Annotated in this window: 15 protein-coding genes; 4 read left to right on the top strand and 11 right to left on the bottom strand. The window is 58.0% G+C overall.

Features of this window, described 5'->3' with window-relative positions; genetic code table 11:
• Positions 1-33: 33 nt before the first annotated feature.
• Together GN111_RS32365 and GN111_RS32360 are read right to left on the bottom strand one after the other, a co-directional pair.
• The gene (locus tag GN111_RS32365; RefSeq protein ID WP_155307700.1) at positions 34-1,386 is read right to left on the bottom strand and encodes an ExeA family protein; all 1,353 of its coding nucleotides are present in this window, start codon (positions 1,384-1,386) and stop codon (positions 34-36) included.
• Between the two features lie 21 nt (positions 1,387-1,407).
• Entirely contained in the window at positions 1,408-2,415 is a 1,008-nt protein-coding gene (locus tag GN111_RS32360; protein ID WP_155307699.1) for a TAXI family TRAP transporter solute-binding subunit, read from the bottom strand.
• 38 nt (positions 2,416-2,453) lie between these two features.
• Here GN111_RS32360 and GN111_RS34650 point away from each other — a divergent pair, with 38 nt between their 5' ends.
• Complete coding sequence (locus GN111_RS34650) at positions 2,454-2,789, top strand: hypothetical protein (RefSeq protein ID WP_231715619.1); 336 nt, start codon at positions 2,454-2,456, stop codon at positions 2,787-2,789.
• On the opposite strand, the gene feoB is transcribed toward GN111_RS34650, so the two are convergent.
• The 9 genes from feoB to GN111_RS32310 all read right to left on the bottom strand — a co-directional run bounded on the left by feoB (position 2,775) and on the right by GN111_RS32310 (position 12,682).
• Entirely contained in the window at positions 2,775-4,982 is a 2,208-nt protein-coding gene (feoB, locus tag GN111_RS32350) for a ferrous iron transport protein B (protein ID WP_155307697.1), read from the bottom strand. The genes GN111_RS34650 and feoB overlap by 15 nt on opposite strands.
• A 2-nt stretch (positions 4,983-4,984) precedes the next feature.
• Positions 4,985-5,206, bottom strand: coding sequence for a FeoA family protein (locus GN111_RS32345; RefSeq protein WP_331457698.1), 222 nt, complete (start codon positions 5,204-5,206; stop codon positions 4,985-4,987).
• Positions 5,207-5,347: 141 nt separating this feature from the next.
• On the bottom strand, positions 5,348-6,508 hold the full coding sequence (locus GN111_RS32340; protein WP_155307695.1) for an SO_0444 family Cu/Zn efflux transporter: 1,161 nt from the start codon (positions 6,506-6,508) through the stop codon (positions 5,348-5,350).
• 83 nt (positions 6,509-6,591) lie between these two features.
• Entirely contained in the window at positions 6,592-6,972 is a 381-nt protein-coding gene (locus GN111_RS32335) for an ArsR/SmtB family transcription factor (protein WP_155307694.1), read from the bottom strand.
• Positions 6,973-7,114: 142 nt separating this feature from the next.
• Entirely contained in the window at positions 7,115-8,335 is a 1,221-nt protein-coding gene (locus GN111_RS32330) for an MFS transporter (protein ID WP_155307693.1), read from the bottom strand.
• Positions 8,336-8,348: 13 nt separating this feature from the next.
• Positions 8,349-8,921: a TetR/AcrR family transcriptional regulator gene (locus tag GN111_RS32325; protein WP_155307692.1), complete on the bottom strand. Its 573-nt coding sequence runs from the start codon at positions 8,919-8,921 to the stop codon at positions 8,349-8,351.
• A gap of 19 nt (positions 8,922-8,940) precedes the next feature.
• Positions 8,941-9,588, bottom strand: coding sequence for a class II aldolase/adducin family protein (locus GN111_RS32320; protein ID WP_155307691.1), 648 nt, complete (start codon positions 9,586-9,588; stop codon positions 8,941-8,943).
• A 9-nt stretch (positions 9,589-9,597) separates the two neighbouring features.
• Positions 9,598-11,217: a xylulokinase gene (locus GN111_RS32315; RefSeq protein WP_197740466.1), complete on the bottom strand. Its 1,620-nt coding sequence runs from the start codon at positions 11,215-11,217 to the stop codon at positions 9,598-9,600.
• A 16-nt stretch (positions 11,218-11,233) separates the two neighbouring features.
• A complete protein-coding gene (locus GN111_RS32310; protein WP_155307690.1) occupies positions 11,234-12,682 on the bottom strand; it encodes an aspartate aminotransferase family protein in 1,449 nt (482 codons plus the stop codon).
• A gap of 417 nt (positions 12,683-13,099) precedes the next feature.
• On the opposite strand from GN111_RS32310, the gene GN111_RS32305 reads away from it, so the two are divergent.
• From GN111_RS32305 to GN111_RS32295, 3 genes are all read left to right on the top strand, one after another.
• Positions 13,100-14,362 (top strand): NAD(P)/FAD-dependent oxidoreductase, encoded by a 1,263-nt coding sequence (locus GN111_RS32305; protein WP_170302563.1) that lies wholly within the window; start codon positions 13,100-13,102, stop codon positions 14,360-14,362.
• 82 nt (positions 14,363-14,444) lie between these two features.
• Complete coding sequence (locus GN111_RS32300; protein WP_155307688.1) at positions 14,445-16,706, top strand: histidine kinase N-terminal 7TM domain-containing protein; 2,262 nt, start codon at positions 14,445-14,447, stop codon at positions 16,704-16,706.
• Entirely contained in the window at positions 16,703-17,647 is a 945-nt protein-coding gene (locus GN111_RS32295) for a pentapeptide repeat-containing protein (protein ID WP_155307687.1), read from the top strand. Before GN111_RS32300 ends, GN111_RS32295 begins: the two co-directional genes overlap by 4 nt.
• Positions 17,648-17,782 lie beyond the last annotated feature (135 nt).

Here is a 17,782-nt window from a genome sequence, read left to right as displayed (position 1 = left end):
GGGACGGTTCCACCCATCGGTTGGTTGAGCCCTTTACTGACCGCTTTCCTGCCGCCGCTTTTCCAGCAGCCAATCGATAGCATCGGCCGGGGGGTCCTGAGCCGGTTCCGTCGCCACCGCCGCTGGGGCGGACGGTTTAGAGGCAACCGGGGACTTGCTGGAAACGGAGGCTTTCGATTTGCCGGGCTCCGGGAAACGGATATCGGGGGGAGGTGCAGGCATACGCAACGGCAGATCGACCGGAGAGGTAGTCTGCGACTTATCGGAAGGCGATAGATGGACATGATCCGCTTCGGCAACCGGTGGGGAGCTGTCCCCTACCGCCGGCGAGGAGCTGGCACCTACCGTTTGTTCGGCAGGCGAAAAATAAACCTCGTAGGTATGGCGAATCCATTGCCCGACGCCGTTTCTATACCGTTGCGGGGTGAATACCACCAAAAGAGCCAGAAAGATCAGGACGGCAGCCAACCGCATCGCCCAGGCCGGGCGAAACCCGGTCCGGTGCCGTTTTTCGATGGGTCGATACTGGGTTGTGGGTGCCGGCGCCCGGATGTTGTCTTTTGTCTCCGCCGTGGGCTCGTCCACCGGGAACGAGATCCGCTCCCGGCACTGGCTTACGATCTTGCGGCTGATGGTCCGCTGGGAAACCTGGGAGGCGAAGAACATGGCCAGATCGCAGATGATGTTGATCTGGCGCGGGAACCCGTTGGAAAACGCATAAACCTCTTCCATGGCCGCACTGGAGAAGATCTCATAGCCTGCTCCGGCGGTTTTCAGGCGATGACGGATATATTCGCAGGTTTCGGTGGGGTCCAGCGGGTCGATATTGTAGGTAATGGTAATTCGCCGCATCAGGGCGCGGTTTTCGGGCTGCATCAAAATCTCGTTGAATTCGTTCTGGCCCACAAAGAAAATATTGAGCAGTTTGGCATCCTGATGCTCTAAATTGGAGAGCAGGCGAATCTCCTCCATGAGATCGTGTTTGAGCCGCTGGGCTTCGTCAATGAGCAGAAGAACCGACTTTCTCTCTTTGTGGGCATCGTTGAGAAAACGGCTGAACGGTTCGAGAAAATCGCTTTTGGTTCGAACTTCGATGGGAAGTCCGAAATATCGCGAAACCATGCGGAAGAAGTCATACTTGCTGAGGCCGGGATCGGGGATTTTGGCCGTATAGGCTTTATCCTGGATATCCTCCACCAACCGGTTGATCAGCGTCGTCTTGCCGGTTCCCACATCTCCGGTCAACAGAAGAAAGCCTTTGTTGTCCATCACCCCGTACTTGAGGGTGGAAAGCGCTTCACGATGTTTTTTGCCCATCCACAAAAAACTGGGATCCGTTGTGATCTGGAAGGGTTTTTTATCTAAACCGTAAAAGGATTCGTACATGGCTGTTACCGTTTTAACGGATCAGGGTCTGAAAACCGCTTCGATGGCGCTGGCCACGGGGTTCGGCTCGGGTTCTCGATCCGGTTCGCTCCGGTCAATCGTAGTGGCCGAACCGGCGTGATTCAGGCATTTATAACGTTCCCACCCCTTGACCTCGCTGTTCAGATCTACATACTTCCATTTGGGGTGGCCATTGAACCGCAGCCATTCCATATTGTCCCGGATCAGGCCGGCAACGGCACCGATGGTCCGGCAGTGATGATTGCGAAAATCGTAGGCCACCAGCACGGCCTTTACAGTCACCGTCGAAACGTCGGTGGTCTGCCAGGGATAGGTGCCGGCAGGGATGGTGGCTTCCGGATAAAACGCCCGTATGCCTTCGTGGACAATCGGCAGCAGATGCAGCCCGTCCTGAGCGGATACGTCCAGGGCCAGGCGTTCTGTGGGAATTCCGTCCACAATGACGGCGGCATCGATGCGGCCGGCCTTGAGTTCTTCCAGGGCACGGTCGCTGCCCATATCCAGTAATTCGGCGGGTGAAACGCCCGAGATTTCGAAAAGCAGACGGCCGGTCAGGTAGGCGCCGCTCTGCAGTGTACCGACAGCTACCCGACGGCCGGCAAGTTCGTCAAAACTGTGGATATGCGATCCCGCCAGAACATGAACTTCCTGATCGTACAAAGCGTAAACCCATTTGATTTTATCGGCAATCAACCGGAGTTGCCGGTCGCTTTTGACCTTGGCAACGAAGGACAGCACGTCGGACTGAACCAGACCCAGGTGATTGCCGGGACGCTGATAGACGGCGTATATGTTTTCCACGGAACCGCCGGAGTCGAAAACGGCCAGATGAATGTTGTGACGCATGAACAGCGCCTTTAAATCCATACCCATCTGATGGGCCGTCGATTTCATTTCGCCGGTGACGATGCCCAGAAAGAGCTGTTCCGCCCGGCCTGCGTCAGGGGGCAAATAGCCGGCCAGCAACAACGCCATTGTCCATGCCACTATGATAACGCGTTTGGTCATCGGCCGATCCTGTTTATAGGAAAAAAGAAGGGGGTTAAATGCATCGTTGGCCGTCCGAACAATTTTTTCGGCGGCCGCCGAAGCGATCTTTTCTGCCTTGGTTTGGACTGCTGATGATAAAAGAGGAAATGGCCGGAGTCAATAGGGATGATTGCGCAAATAACCGATCAACGGCGGGTCGGATCCATGCTGCAATCGCCGCCACGATCGGATTCCGGCTGGCTGCAGGTGTCGGAGAAGCCGCAGCCGGCGCATCCGCAGGAACATCCATCCGTCTGTTTGATGCTTTTATAAAAAACCCGGCCCAAATAAACGACTGCGGCGGCGACACTGAGAATTACGATAACGGTTTGCATATTCTAATACCCCAATAGCGTACCGGCCTGATACACCGTCACCGCCAGGCAAAAGGCCAGTGCCGTGTTGAAGACAATGGAAAACGCGCCCCATTTCCAGGACGATTCCCTGGCGATGCACACGACCGTGACAAAACAGGGGGCGTAAAACATGACAAAAACGATTACACTCCAGGCGGTCAGGGGCCGCCATCCCGGTTCCGCGGCAAGCTTGGCGGAAAGGGAGCCGGCATCTTCGGCATCCACCTCGCCCAGAGAGTAGGCAGTACCCAATGAGGAGACGATCACCTCCTTGGCGGCAATTCCGCCCAACAGGGCGATATTGGTACGCCAATCGAACCCGGCCCAGTGGGTGACGGTTTCCATGGCAGTACCGATCCGGCCTGCCAGGGAATGGCGCAGGGCGGTACCGGCCTGTCGGTTGTCCAGGGCCTGTAGTTCGCTTTTCACCTCTGCAGCGGCTGCGGAAAGCTGTTGCCCCTCCTGCGGCGATCGCAGTTCGGCCATCACTTCAGATCCAACTGATGAAAAAATTTCGATGCGACGGGCATCGAAATCGGCCACCTGGGAATCCGGCAGCCGGGGGAATGTCATCGCTGCCCAGAGCAAAACCGATATTCCCAGAATTACAGTTCCGGCCTTTTTAATATATTGCCAGGTGCGCTCCCAGGTATGAATCATCAGACCCCGAAAGGTTGGCAGGCGGTAGGGCGGCAGCTCCATCACAAAAGGCGTTGATGCTCCTTTGACCACAGTCATGCGCAGCAGCTTGGCCGCCAGCAGAGCCCCACCCCAGGAGATCAGGGTCAACAGAAACATCATTCCGGTTCGATTGCCGGAAAAAAAAGCGGCGATGAGCAGGGCGAAAACGGGAAGCTTGGCCCCGCAGTTCATGAAAGGCGCCGTCAACAGCGTAGCGATGCGCTCTTTGGGCGAGCGCAGCGTCCGTGTGGCCATGACGCCCGGCACCGCGCAGCCCCCGGCAATACCACCGGAGACGATATAGGCCATCACCGAACTGCCGTGAAGTCCGAACACCTGAAACACCCGGTCCAGCATGAATGCCACCCGAGCCAGATAGCCCGAATCCTCCAATACGGCGATACCGAAAAACATGAACAGAATCAGCGGCACAAAACCGAGCACGCCGCCCACGCCGTCGATAACTCCGGAAACGACCATCGACCGAAGCAGTCCGTCGGGCAAAACGGCTGAAGCACCGTCCGCGAGCCATTCGAAAAACCCCTCGAACCAGGAGACGGGTACTTCGCTATAGGTGAACACGAAATGATAAAGCCCGGCCAGAATCATCAGCATGATGATGGGTCCGGCAAAACGGTTGACCAGAACCCGGTCGATGCGGTCGGACATGAACATCCGGTCCTGGCTGCGAACCTCCCGGACCACCCCCTGCTTGAGCATGGAACTGATAAAGCCGTAGCGGTGGTCGGCAATCATGGCCTCCGGGTAGGTTCCCAGGGTCTCTTCCATGTGCTGCGCTACATTGCGGGTAATGCCTTCCAACCGGTCGGCAATCTGCGGATCGGCCTCCCGGCCCTTGGCCAGTATCTGTTCGTCATTTTCCAGGTATTTGATCGCGATCCAGCGGGAGGGATACCATTGGGTGAGAAAATCGTTGTCAGCGACGATCTTCTCCATATCCTGGATGGCGGTTTCCAGGTCTGGCCCGTAGGAAACCCGCAGTGGTTGGGAAGCGGGTGCATGGGCGACCGTCTCCACCGCCTCCATCAGTGCCTTTTTGCCGAATCCGGATCGGGCCACGATGGGGACCACCGGCACACCGAGCAGATGGGCCAGTTTCTTGTCGTCAATCTCGATGCCGCGGTTGCGGGCCACGTCGATCATGTTCAGCGCCACGCAGGTCGGGATTCCCAATTCCAGGAACTGGATCGTCAGGTAAAGATTACGCTCCAGATTGGAGGCATCGACGATGTTGATGGTCACCCGGGGGCATTCGTTGACCAGAAAATCCCTGGCCACAACCTCTTCAACGCTGTAGGCCGTCAGGGAATAGGTTCCCGGAAGGTCCACGATGTCTATTTCGTGGCCGTTTTGGACGTAGCGCCCCTGTTTGCGATCCACGGTCACGCCGGGGTAATTGCCCACGTGCTGCCTGGATCCGGTAAGGGCGTTAAAAAGGGTGGTTTTCCCAGCGTTGGGATTCCCACCCAGTGCGACGCAATAGTTCATTTTTATTCAAGCACCTCGACTTCGATGTGATCGGCTTCGTTGTTGCGTAGCGTCAGGGTAAACCCCTTCACCCTCAAGGCCACGGGATCGTACAGTGGCGCCCGCCCCTGAATCCTGATTTCGGCTCCGGGTACCAGTCCCATGTCCCGGATTCGCCTTCCCAATTCACCGCCGACCTTGACGCTGGCAACGGTGCCCGTCTGGCCGACCTGCATGTTTCGCATGTTCATCCTTGCCATTGCAGCTCCACGAACGCCTTGAGTAAATGGTTGATCGGGAAAAGTTTGATATGTCAAACATCGAAAGGTGTCAATAAAAAAGATTGCCTTGGCATCCGATGTCACTTTTTCTGGCGGCCCACCGGGTCAGTGACTGCATCCGCAGTTGCCGCCGGTGCAGTGTTCCGATCTCTCCGTGCTCGTATGGACGTGGCCAGCGTGCCGGTCGGCTGCTTTCGGCCCGGCAAAGCGGCTTTGAAAAAACCGCCCTACCGGTTTTACCGAGAGCAATAAAATAAGGATCGCGGCGGCCAGTTCAAGACCCATGGGAATCGATTTTGCGGCCTGCCCTACCACCGCCTGGGCCGAAATCCCCAGGAACTGATAAATCCAGTCTATCAGCAGGCCAAACCCCACGGCACAAACGGCAATGGAAAAAAGGTAGATGGCCGTGGCCCGCTTTCCCAGAATCCGGACCAGCACCGTCAGGGAAGTGATGTTGGTGGCAGGACCGGTCATCAGAAAAACCAGGGCGGCGCCGGGGCTGACTCCTTGAAGGATCAGGGAGGCGGCGATCGGGGTGGAGGCCGTGGCGCAGATGTAAATGGGGATGCCGACTCCCAGCATGATCAGCATGGAAAGAAACCCGCCGCCCATGTACCGGCTGAAAACAGATTCGGGAATCATGACGGTAATGATGCCGGAAAGAAGCAGGCCAATCAGAAACCATACGGCCAGGTCCCCCCAGACATCGGTGAAGGCAAATCGCAACCCGGCGCCGATTTTCTCTGTCATGGTGTGGTGGTGACGATGCGCCTCCGGCGAGCAGTTCCGACCGTCGCAGCATCCGTCCACCGGGCAGGTGAGGTCGGGCACGACCGACCGGTTCTCTATCGGTTTCCCCAGCAAATTCTCGGAAATGCCGGCGGCGAAAGCGGTCAGAAACGCGGCCACGGGTCGAACGACGGTCATGATCGGGTCCATCAGGGCGTAGGTGATGGCAATGGAATCCACGCCCGATTCCGGTGTGGAGATGAGAAACGAGGTCACGGCACCCTTGTTGGCACCCTGTTTCCTTAAGGTTGCGGCCGCCGGCAGCACCCCGCAACTGCAAAGCGGAATGGGAATCCCCAGGATAGAAGCCTTGAAAACCGACCGGAACCTTCCCCGCCCCAGATGCCGGCTGACCGTCCCTGGATCGAGAAACACCCTCAAAAGACCGCTGACGATAAGGCCAAAGAGAATAAAAATTGAAGATTCGAGGAGCAGATGCCAGGATTCGAGCAAAATATCGATTATCAAGCTCATTTGAATTTATCCCTTGCGTGAAGGTACGACACCGAGTGTTCGTTGTTCCATTTTACCTCTTGGGAACGAAAGTTTCACAAGGCTCAATCTTCTTTTATATGACTCAACCCCGTGGTGATCAGATCCACGACATGTTCATCGTCCAACGAGTAGTACAGGACCTGGCCGTCGCGCCGGGAACGCACCAGGGAAAGGTCGCGCAACCGTCGGAGCTGGTGAGATACGGCCGACTCGCTCAGACCGATGAAAGCGGCAATGTCGCAAACGCACATTTCTCCGCCCCGCAGGGCTAAAATGATTTTCAGTCGCGTCGGATCGCCCATGATTTTGTACGTCTGCGCCAGCCGGTCCACATCCTTCTCGGCGATGGCCTCGGCCCGGGCCCGGGCCACCCGCTCCAGATGGATTACGCGTATGTCACAGGTGTTTAATGACTCCGGCAAAACCGTGCAAGTTCTAACCATAACCATATCCTTTCGAGATTTATTTGAATATATATTCAGATATCGAAATGTAAAGGGTAAATCATTGGAGGAAGGCGAAAAGCCCGCTTCATTGGGGAAAAGGAAAATACCGGAGAGAATAGACTTGGAAAAAGCTGTGCACTTACTCGATCTCGGACTCGGTCAGACGACCGCAAAGTCCGACACTGGCGAAGGCCAGGAGCACAAAAAGCCATAACAGGGGGACTACGCCGACGGTATTCATGCCCAGCACGAACAAGATCCCGGAGACCTGCCCCATTAGTAAAATCAGGCCCTGGGAGGTAGACTCCGGTGCAGGTCTGCAGATCTCGGCGCTGTATTGGAAGCCGATGGGACCGCCGGTGCCCAGCAGAAAGAAGCCAAAGACAAAAGCACTTAAAAGAACCAGTGGATAGCCGGTGGCAACAGTCATGGCGATCAGGGCTGGAACGATGCCCGCCATGGCCAGCACCAAAAAAGCTTTGCGCCGTTTCAAACGGTCGGAAAGCGGCGGCAGCGTCAGGCCGCCGAGGATTCCGGCCGCAAGAAGGATGCCGCCCACCATGCTGGTCTGCTCGATGGAAAAGCCCTTGAGCTGGCAAATCTGATCGATGCAGGTGCTGATGGCGTTAAAGGCCCCGAGGCCCACCATGAAAACCAGAAGAACGATCTGCATATCTTTAAGCGCAAGGATATGCTTGAGACCCGGCAGGAAGCTGAAGGGCGCCTCCGTGGACGAACGGCCCGGATCGCCGGACGGCCGCTCGCGTAAAAAGAGCAGCAAAAGCACCGTCGCCGCGGCAGCGACACCGCCGTAGATCCGCAGCATGGACGCAAGATCGGCTGTGCCTTCTCCATCGACCTGAATCAGAAGCGGAGTCACGATCATCACGATGAGCACACCGACGAACTGGGACAGCGTTGCGAGGCCCACGGCCGTGGCACGTTCGTTGGCAGGAAACCAGCGCATGGCGACCTTGGTGGCGGCGTTGATAATGAACGGTTGGGCAACGGCCAGGCCGGTCTGGCAGATCAGCACCAGGGTGTAATCGGTCGCGAAAATGCCTTTGGCCACGCCAAACAGGCCGGTGAGCAGCGCACCGGTACCGATGCCGACGCGAATGCCGTAGGTATCGATCACAAAGGAAGCCGGAATGCAGACAACCAGAAATGCGAGCATGAACACCAGAGATAGCAGGTCGATCTGAAGCGGCGTGGCCTGGTAAAAAAGACAGGCCTCCCTGGCAATGGGGGCGAAGGTGAGCCATTGCATCTGGATGACCACCGTGATGATCGAAAAGACGAGGAGTACCACCCACCGGTAGCCGGAAGCTTCTTCCAATCGTTTGTGACGATGATTCATCTCCCGGCTCCTTTTACTCGCACAGGCCTCGACTCAGCAAGGTGTACAGCGTCTCGACGATCTTTTCTTGCGGGGCCTGGCGGGGGTTTTTCAGGTGATGGGCGCACAGGTTTTCCACCAAACCGACGAGTCCCACGGCCGCCAGATCCAGGTCCACCGGCTGCAGGTAGCCCTGGTCGCGGCCGATGCGAAGCTGGTCGGCCATAAAGGCCACATAGCGCCGGCGGGCCTGCTCGATCTCGGCCAGAACCCCGGGATCCATGCCGCTGGTGAGTTCATTGAAAACAATGCGGGTCAGGTCGCTGTGCTTTAAATACAAATTGATGTTGAGTTCCACCAGTTTTCGTAAATGTTGGTGAAAGGGAAGGTCCGAGGTCATGGCGGCACGGACCGTGGCGATCATTTCATCGATGCCGTCGGTAATGGCCGCGGAAAACAGGGCCGACTTGGAATCGTAATTGTAGTACAGGGTTCCCTTGGCCACACCGGCAGCACCGGCAATTTCATCCATGGTGGCCTGGTGAAACCCTTTCCGGGAAAAGACCGCGATGGCCGCTGCGAGAATTTTTTTTTGCGTGGCTTTCATCGATATCCACAATTTTCCATTATTTTCGCAGTTGCCGGACCAGTTCCACCGTCTCTTCGGGCAGTGTGGTCACCGGTTTGCCGGTGGTCAGGGCCTGGTAATAAACCTGGGCGGTTTTCTCGAGAAGTTCGGCGTTCTTCCAGGCCTTTTCCAGGTTTTTCCCCAAGTTGAGCGCGCCGTGGTTCTGCATGATGAAGCAGTTGCATCCGTTGGCCACGGTTCGGGTGACATTTTCCACCAGTTCGGGCGTTCCGGAAAGGGCGTAGGGCACCACGTCCACCGTCTCCCCGATGGACAGGGCCACCTCGTCGAACAGGGCCGGGATGGGATGGTTGATCAAGGCGAAGATACTGGCGTGCGCCTGGTGGGTGTGAACCACGGCGCCAACGTCTTTGCGGGTGCGGTAGATGCCCACATGCATGGCCGTCTCGATGGAGGGCGCCAGATCTCCGGCAATGGGGTTCAGGTCGAAATCCAGCACGCAGATTTCTTCGGGAACCAGGTCCATGTATGGTTTTCCCGATGGCGTGATCACCAGCGCCGGTTCGTTCGGGATGCGAACGGAAACATTGCCTCCGGCACTGAGCAGGGTGCCGAAGTAGCCATGCCGGCAAAGCCATTGACAACATTCGATTACTTCTTTGCGGGGCTGTAGATAGAGATCCATATACTCTCCTCAGTGCTTGTTGAGCGCAGCAAACGCTTTGCGATTGTTTTTATACAGCCGGGTGAAAACCGTGTACTGGCGGTCGTACACCTTCCGATTCAACGGCTCCGGCGCAAAAGTACGCCGGGACGGCACCATCTGTTTGACCCGGTCGAAAGACGGCAGCATCCCCAGCCCCACGGCACAGACCAGGGCTGCACCGGCAGCCCCGACATCCTGGGGATTGTCGACGGTTTCGATGCGCCGGCCGGTGACGTCCGCCATCATCTGGCACCAGACGTCCGATTTGGCCCCGCCGCCCACGAACCGGATGGCTTCGCGGCGGGGAATCTTTTTTTCCACGGCTTCCAGCATCCATCGTTTGTGGAAGGCCACGCCTTCCATCACGGCCCTGACCAGCATGCGCTTGCCGGTGGACAGACCGAGGTTGAAAAACATCCCACGCGCATGGGCGTCTTCCCGGGGCGCCCGGTTGCCGTGCAGCCAGGGGGTGAAGATTACCCCGCCCGACCCTGCCGGGGTCTCGGCCGCGATCTGATTGAGCAATTCGTAAAGGTGATCGATCTCCTCCCGGGCGTCCGTCTTCCCGGCTTTTTCCTTGAGATAGACGCCGATCTCGTCCCGGGCCAGATGGTCGCGCACCCACTGCAGGCAGGCGCCGGAGGTCTCCTGCTCGGCGACATAATTGTAGCGGTCGGGTATGGCCCCGCAAATCGCGGCAATGAAGTTGCCGATATCCACCATGCGCTTTTCCACATTGGCGGCCACCCATCCCGATGTGCCCACGTAGATGTGGGTGTCATAGGGATCGGTGCAACCGGCACCGATGGCGGTCAGGGTCACATCCCCGCCGCCCCCCACAACCGGCGTGCCTTCGGCCAGCCCCATCCGGTCGGCGGCCGTTCGGGCCAACCCGCCCACCACTGCGGCGGCATGAACCACTTCGGGCAGATGCTGCATATCCACATCGAAGGTGTGGCACAGCCCTGCGTGCCAGCCCTGACGACCCTTGCGGGTGTCGTAGACAAAGGTCAGGTTGGCCGAATCGGCCGTCATGGCAAACCGACCGGTGGCGCGGTGGATCAGGTAGTCTTTCACATCCAGCCACTTGTGAACCTGCCGGAAGAGGTCCGGTTCGTTGTCGCGCACCCAGTGATACTTCCACAACGGGTCCTTGGGGGTCGCGGCCAATCCGCCGGTGACCCAAAGCGACCGTAGAACTTTGAACCCATTCCAGCCGCCGATGCGAAACAGACCGTGGCACAGGTTCTTGCGGTGCTGGGCCACGGCCCTTCCGTCCATATAAATCATTGGATTACGAAGGGCCTTTCCCATCCGGTCCACCAAGACCGAGCCCTGCATCTGGCAGCAGAAAGCGATGCCGGCGACGCTTTCGGCCGGTATGCCGCTATTGGCCAGAATACGCCTGCTGGACTGACAAACGGCCGTCCACCAGTCGTCGGCGACCTGTTCCGCCCCGCCTCCGGCGGTCATGGTCAGGGGATATTCCGCCAGGCAGGCATCCACCTGTTCCAGGCGGTCATCGATCCGGTACAGGCAGGTCTTGCTTCCGGTGGTGCCCACGTCGTGGGCCATGATATATCGGGGAAACGGCATGGCGTTGTCCATGGGAGTTCCTGCTTCGTCAAACACCCTCAACCTGTTTAAAAACACGTTCGAAAGCTGCCAGAGCGTCGTCAATCACATCGTCGGTATCGGCCATGGAGGTATACAGGCGGCTGCCGGCCAGGGTGATGATTCCCTCGGCTGAAAAAGCGGCCCCCATCTCCTCCATCATCTGCTTGCGCGGACCGATCTCGGTGAAAATATTGGGGTCGGTCACCTCCAACAGCATGACTCCGGAGGTCTGCAGGTGACAGATGGAACCGATGTTGAAAACGACGTACGGCAGGTTGTAGGCCTCGATCAGACGCGCGAGTCCCTGACTGAGACGGTCGCCGGCCTTACCGGCCTTGACATGGGCTTCGGTCTCCTCGATGGCCTTGATGGCGTAATAGCCCGCGGCGCAGCTCAGGGGATTGGCCGCCAGGGTCCCACCGACATAGGCCCGGGGCTTGCCCGATTCGAGCCCAGCGGCCAGGGTCGCCATCACGTCCCGGCGCCCTCCCAGGCCGCCGGCCGCCGGATATCCACCGGCCACGCACTTTCCGAAGATGGTAAGATCCGGGCGCACGTCAAAATAGCCCTGGGCGCCGCCCAGCCCCACCCGAAAACCGGTGACGACCTCATCGAAAATCAGCAGGGCGCCGAAGTGGTCGCACAGCTCCCGCACCTGTCGGTTGTAGTCGCTCAGCACCGGCCGGGTGGCGCTCTCCGGTCCCAGCGGCTCCACGATGACCGCGGCCGTACCATCCTGTTTCTGATTTTCCGTCAGCAGGGTTTCCAGCGCTTCAATGTCATTGGGATGGACCTCCTGGGTTGCAACCAGGCAACCTTTGGGAATGCCGTGGGCCTCGAAGGAACCGGTGCCGGGGATGTGCAGCCCGTAAACCATCTGGTCGCTCCAACCGTGATAGGCCCCGCCGACTTTGATCACCTTTTCCTTACCGGTAAAGCACCGTGCGGCCCGGATGGCGGCCATCACCCCTTCGGTTCCCGAGCCCAGCATGCGAAACAGCTCCACGGCCGGCATGTGTCGATGGATAAGCTTTGCTAGCTTCATCTCGTATTCGTGAAAGAGACCGGTCACTGGGCCGCACTCTCTGATCAGGTCAATCACCTTTTCCTGGACCGGCAGGTAGTTGCTGCCCAGCACTGTCGGGCCGCCGGCCTGGAGAAAGTCGATGTAACGGTTGCCGTCCACATCCCACAGGTAGGGTCCATCGGCCCGGGTCATGGCCAGGGGGAAGGGGTAGTTGAATGCCAGATTGTGCTGAACCCCGCCGGGAATGCAGGTTTTGGCCTCCTCGTTAAGGGCTTTGGAACCGGCGCAGCGCGTATCGAAGTGGTCGAGGACCGCCTTCATTTTATCGCGGCGAAGCGGGCGCATGGGCTGGCTCACCAGTTCTCGCAGCTGTTGCATGATCACGGGTACATCCGGCCATCGGGAAATGGCATGGGCAGTTGCGGTCATGGGCGACTCCTTAGAAGGAAAAAGGAAGGATCTATTCTTTAAACTGACTGGTCAGTACAAATTTTAAACAGAACAAAGCCACAGTGTCAACCCCAAATTTCCAATACCAGGCAACTTCATTTGCCCGGAGATGCGACGCGCAGCCCTTCTGCTGTTAAGGCATTACCGGCGCAAGCTTTCATCGGGTGTCATTTTCCGATCAGCCACTTATCGATCATGATCTTCGGGAAAGGATCTATTCTTACTTAGTTACTTTCTTCTATTTCAGAATTTCCCCTTTCTTCACAAAAGAAAATATGCGTGTCCGTTTTCAAAGCGCAATTCGACGCAATCCATATAACCTGTTTCAATTTCCACCCGGTTTCGCTATACATAAACGATGAAGAACCACTATCGACAGGGAAGGAAACGCTCGTCGTGAATCATGAAAACAACGGCCACAGCGATGTTCTGGTCGTAGGAGGCGGGGTTATCGGTCTGGCCTGCGCCTGGTATCTGGCCCGCGCCGGGAAATCGGTCCGCATCGTCGAGGAGGAAAGCGTGGGGTCCGGCGCTTCCCACGGCAACTGCGGCATCCTCTTTTTCAGCGATCTTGTACCGCTATGCGTCCCCGGCGCCATAAGCCATGAAATGATACGCCTTTTGAGGGGCACCTCGCCCCTGTATATCAAACCGCGCCCGGATCCTTCCCTGGCCTTCTGGCTGCTCCGGTTTGCTGCCAACTGTACGGCCAGCCAGCGCAGCCATGCCATGCGCGCCAAGGATGCCATTTTGCGGACATCCATGGAATTGTTAGACGAATTGCTGGTAGAGGAAAAACTGGACTGCGACCATGACCGGCGCGGCGTGATTATGGCCTTTACCGATCCGAAATACCTGGAGGGGTACGCAGAAACCAGCCGCATGCTGGAACCTTTCGGATTTGCCCCGACATACCATGACCGCAACAGCGTCCGGCAGTTGGAACCGGCATTGAGCCACCGGATTTGCGGCGGCTGGCACCATACTACGGACAGCCACCTGCGTCCGGAAGCCCTGGTGGAAGCATGGAGCCGCGCCGTCCGAAATTCGGGCGTGACGATCGAGGAAAACTGCCGGGTGAAAAGCTTCGAAACCCGCAACGGTATCGTACGGCGTGCGCGAACCTCGACCGGATCGTTTTCCGCGGATCAGTTCGTCCTGGCCACTGGCGCCTGGACAGCGGCCATCGCCCGCCAGTTCGATCTGCGCATCCCCGTACAGCCCGGAAAGGGTTACAGCATCACCATGGAAAGGCCGTCCGCCTGCCCTGAAATGCCCTGTTACCTTTACGAACGCAACGTCGTCGTCACTCCCTGGAAAAACGGTCTTCGTTTGGGCGGCACCATGGAGTTCTCCGGATTCGGCACCGACTTGACCCAGCGACGGCTGAACCATTTAGAATCCGCTGCGGCCTTTTATCTGCAAACGCCGATAGGCCGCCGGGTGGAAGAACGCTGGGCGGGGCTGCGGCCCATGTGCTGCGACGATCTGCCCATCATCGGCCGCACACCGGGTTGGGACAACCTGCTCCTTGCCACCGGCCATGGCATGCTGGGCGTTACGATGGCTCCGGGAACCGGCCGTCTGATCACCGACCTGGTCCTGGGCCGAAGTCCGCTTTTCGATCCGCGGCCGTTCGCCGTCGGACGGTTCCGTTGACCGATTCAGTACAGCAGTAACCGGCGAATGCCAATGCCCTGACCGGGTCAAGGCCCGCCGGACCATCCGAAGGAACCCGAATTTGCCTGCTATCGACCTGCATAGCCTTTACATCTTACAGGACTTTGCCGCCGCAGCCATTTCGGCCGCCCTGGCGATTTACCTGGTTCCACGCTGGAGTGCCCTCAGCGCCAGGGCCCTGCTGCTCTTGATGGCTTCGGTAGCTTTCTGGTCGTTTTCCTATGGCCTGGAATTTAAAAGCACCGGACTGGAAGCCAAACTGTTCTGGGTCCGCGTGGAATATCTGGGCGCTGCCTGGGTGGGGGTGCTTTATTTTCAATTTACCATGGCCCTCATCGGGAAAGGGGCGTGGCTCAAGGGTGCCCGGGGAGGAACGATCCTGATTTTACCTGCCCTGACCATCCTTGCCGTTTTTACCAACCCCTATCACCAGTTGATGTGGTCCCAGGTGTGGATCGACCATTCCGGGCCGGTAACGGCCTTGGTCTACCAACGCGGCATCGGTTTCTGGATTTTCGTGGCCTATTCCTACGGCCTGGTGCTGGCGGGAACGGTTTCCGTTTTCCACAGCTATCTTTTTGCCCGCCAAACCAAGAGCAGGCATTTCTGGGTCATCTTAATCGGGGTGATGGCCCCCTGGGTGAGCAATATCGTTTACCTGGCTGGCTTCGAGCCCCTGCGCCACATCGATCTTACACCGGTGGCCTTTACTGTCAGCGGTCTGGCTTTCTTCTGGGGGACCGTTCGCCACCAGATGCTGGAACTGATTCCCATCGCCAGGGATATCGTCATCGAAAGCATGCAGGACGCCGTCATCGTCCTGGACATGCGCAACCGCATCATCGACCTGAACACCGCCGCCCGCAGGCTTTTACCGGACGGTGCTACCGCACCCATCGGCCAGTATCTGCCGGTCTTTTTCCCCGAACTGTACGTCCGTGTAGAACAAAGCCGGGACAACGATCTGAAAGACGTTTCGCTGACCCTCCCGAAAGAAACCACGACCGGATTCTGGCAGCTTCGCCAATCAGCCCTTTACAGCAGCGGGAAAAAACCCAGTGGGTGGCTGATCGTTCTCCAGGACATCACCGAACAGAAACACAATGAGGCCGCCCTTCGCGAAAGCGAAGAGAAATTTCGCAGCATCAGCGCCAGCGCACTGGATGCCATCATCATGATCGATCCCGATGGCCGCATCTCTTTCTGGAACCGCGCTGCGGAAAAAATATTCGGATACCGGGCCGAAGAGGTCATGGGCAACGATCTTCATGGGACATTGGCTCCGGAATCGACCCTGTCCGACTATCGGGAGGCCTTCGCCGTTTTCCAGCAAAGCGGAGAAGGTGCGTTGATGGGCAAAACCATAGAAATCGACTGTCGCCACAAAAACGGCAGCATCTTCCCCGCCGAGCTGTCCCTGTCTCCACTGCTGCTGGACGGGCAATGGCACGCAGTGGGTATTTTGCGGGATATCGCCGAGCGCAAAAAAACCCAGGAGTATCTGATGCAAAGCGAGAAAATGATCTCCCTGGGCGGTCTTGCGGCAGGCATGGCCCATGAAATCAACAACCCCCTGGCGGGCATCCTGGCCAGTATCCAGGTGATGCGCATGCGCATGCTCAGCGACTCGCCGGACAATAAACAGGCGGCCAAGGCGTCCGGAATCCGCCTCGAGGGGCTGTGGGACTACATGAGAAGACGCAAGATCGTGGATAAAATCGAAGCCGTCGACCAGTCCTGCCAGCGGGCCGCCGTCATCGTTCGCAACATGTTGAACTTCGCACGAAAAAGCGACACGGTTCTGTCCGAACACGACCTGGCGTCCCTGCTCGACCAGACCATTGATCTGGCAAAAAACGATTTTCAGCTCAGCGGGCAGCGGGATTTCCAGAAAATTCAAATCGAACGCAGCTACCTCGACGGAATGGCCCCGGTCTCCTGCGATGCCGGGCAGATCCAGCAGGTGGTGTTCAACATCCTTAAAAACGGGGCCCAGGCCATGTGGGAACAGGGGGCTGTATCCCTGAAGCCGAAGTTTCGGTTGACGCTCGATCACAATGACGAATGGGCCCGCATCATCATCGCGGACAACGGTCCCGGCATGCCGGAAACGGTCCGCAAGAGGATTTTCGAGCCGTTCTACACGACCAAGCCCACCGGATCGGGCACCGGGCTGGGGCTCTCCATTGCCTATTTCATTATCACGGAAAACCACGCCGGAAGGCTGTCGGTGGATTCATCGCCGGGCCGGGGAACGGTTTTTACGATTCGTCTGCCGCTGACCATTAAGTCACCATCCCGGAAGGCGGATGAAGATGAATGAGTAAACGTCGTCTTAAGAAAGCCATACTGGTCCTCGGTGCGGCACTACTGCTGCTGGCATTTTACGGCCTGATGGGACGATGGTTGGCACCGGTCGGCATCCGCCAGCAGTTGACGGCCGGCCGCGGCTGCCGCCTGTGCGATCTGACCGGCACGGACCTTAAAGGACTGGATCTCACCGGGGCTGATTTTACCGGAGCGATTTTCCGGGACGCCGATCTGACCGGCGTCATGTTGAAAAATGCAATTCTGGTCAACGCCGATCCACGCTACGCATGCTTCGACAAAGCGGTGCTGGATGGGGCCACCTGGGTCAACGGCCAAACTTGCGGATCGTCGTCCGTCGGCAGGTGCCTTACGCCCGATACGGCCAGACTGATGGAATCGGGCCACTGCCCCGGCTGCAACCTGAGAGCCGCAACCCTCGATTCCTCGGCATTGTCCGGCGCTTTTTTAGAGAGCGCCGACCTGACGCGAGCCGCCCTCTCCCGCGCCAACCTCAACCAGGCCAACCTGATGCGGGCCAACCTGACCCGGGCCGTGGCCCGCAAGGCCGTCTTCCAAAAAAGCCTGTTGAACGAGGCGGATCTCACCGAAGCGGATTTTGCGAACGCCGATTTTTCAGGAGCGTATCTGAGAAAAAGCCTGTTGACCGGAGCCGTTCTTGAACACACCTGTCTGGAAAAAGCGGATCTTCGGCAGGCCGTACTCCACGGAGCCAACCTGAAAGGCGCCCGGTTGGCCGGGGCCGACCTGGCCGGGGCCAACCTCAAGATGGCCGATCTGACGGCCGCCGACCTGACCGGCGCCAACCTGGAGCAGGCTAACCTCATCGGCGCCCGACTGAAGGGCGCAAACCTCGAAAATGCCTATCTGGCCGGGGCCGTATGGACCAACGGTAAAAAATGCGGTCGCGGCTCCATCGGACGGTGCGTCCAGTGACTACCGCTCCTTTTACAATCTGACAAAAAGCCCGACATCCTCACTGAGCCTCCTTTTTACCGACTCTTCCCAAATCTCATATAACATTTTATTTTCATGATGTTTTCAACAACCCAGCGACTGTTCTGAAAATGG

Origin of the sequence: Desulfosarcina widdelii (assembly GCF_009688965.1) — a bacterium.
GTDB classification, from domain to species: Bacteria; Desulfobacterota; Desulfobacteria; order Desulfobacterales; family Desulfosarcinaceae; genus Desulfosarcina; species Desulfosarcina widdelii.
This window is presented reverse-complemented; position numbering and strand designations above follow the sequence as displayed.